This window comes from Amphibacillus indicireducens (assembly GCF_039539605.1).
GTDB classification, from domain to species: domain Bacteria; phylum Bacillota; class Bacilli; order Bacillales; family Amphibacillaceae; genus Amphibacillus; species Amphibacillus indicireducens.
On the sequence record NZ_BAABDL010000143.1, the window covers coordinates 1 to 1,161 of the forward strand.

Consider the following 1,161-nt stretch of genomic DNA (forward strand, 5'->3'; position numbering starts at 1 on the left):
AAGTTTTTTTGTGGTTAATAGCATTAAATCAATAAAAACGGAAGTTTTTACTTATAAATTTTTGACAATACGTCAATAACTAAAGGGGTGGCTCAATGAAAGGTTTTGAAGGTTTATTAAAAATAGGCTTATATCTACAGCTGCTTTGGTATGTATTTTTCTTTACAAATGTACTAGGATTTATCGGTTCGTACAGTGAACCATTACAAGATATCGTTTGGTTAGGAATTCCTATTTATGGACTAATTATCGCAATCACTTACTCAATCAAGAGAAAAATTAATGGTCTTGTACTGGCAGTACTTCTATTGTCATCACCTATACTTTTTTTATGGCTTTTAATTAGCTTTATTAGCAGCATGTAACCAAAGAAATTGAGTTTATTAAAAACCGGTTAAAATAATTTACATTTTCGAGTGATCATTCTAAAAAAATGGACTGTCTTAGCATCAGACAATCCATTTTCATTATTTATCGAGTTCAACTGTTTCATTAATATGAACATCTTCAGATTCTTTTCCAGTCATTTGTTTATACATAAAAGCGATATTCTTGATAAAGTTACCTGTTTCCCAAAACTCAGCTGCTTCTGCTTTTATTTTAATTAAGATCACATTCGGGTCTTCAAAAGTCGTTTGCATAATCTTTTCGTGTGCTTTGTTCCAAAACTCTTTTTTCTTATCTAAATCCTCAACAATTTCTGCTTTACCACGGACAGAAACATATGACTTTCCAACGTAAGCGACATTAACATTTGCGTCGTGCTGTATTTCTTCATATTTACTTGTTTGTTTCTTTGTGAAAAACCATAGGTCACCATCAAATTCAACTTCTTGCGTTTTCATTGGACGCGACACGAGTCCATCTTTATTCATGGTTGTTACCATCGCCACATCAACACCCTTGATTAGCTCTCTCAATGTTTCAATATCTTCTTGTTTTAACGTATTTGCCATTTTGATCATCCTTATAAGTAATTGTAAATGTATATTCTCCATAGGATACTTTTTTATACAAATATTCAAACTATATTAAGGATTAACAGACTAAAATATAACAATTTATGTTATAATTAAATCAAATATAAATTTAAACCTAGATTATTCATAGCCCAATCATAAAACCTGAATAAACCGCATCAAATCAATTAAAAATAACCAA

Annotated in this window: 2 protein-coding genes; one reads left to right on the forward strand and one right to left on the reverse strand. The window is 30.3% G+C overall.

Features of this window, described 5'->3' with window-relative positions:
• Window positions 1-95: 95 nt before the first annotated feature.
• Window positions 96-365 carry a hypothetical protein gene (locus ABD814_RS12530; protein ID WP_344913838.1) on the forward strand — a complete coding sequence of 90 codons (270 nt, stop codon included), beginning with the start codon at window positions 96-98 and terminating at the stop codon, window positions 363-365.
• Window positions 366-467: 102 nt separating this feature from the next.
• Here ABD814_RS12530 and ABD814_RS12535 read toward each other — a convergent pair whose 3' ends face one another.
• Window positions 468-956 carry a pyridoxamine 5'-phosphate oxidase family protein gene (locus ABD814_RS12535; protein WP_344913841.1) on the reverse strand — a complete coding sequence of 163 codons (489 nt, stop codon included), beginning with the start codon at window positions 954-956 and terminating at the stop codon, window positions 468-470.
• Window positions 957-1,161 lie beyond the last annotated feature (205 nt).

Excerpts from the sequence above, each read along its gene's own strand:
- ABD814_RS12530 (WP_344913838.1), top strand. The coding sequence starts at position 96 with ATGAAAGGTTTTGAAGGTTTATTAAAAATAGGCTTATATCTACAGCTG.
- ABD814_RS12535 (WP_344913841.1), bottom strand. The coding sequence starts at position 956 with ATGGCAAATACGTTAAAACAAGAAGATATTGAAACATTGAGAGAGCTA.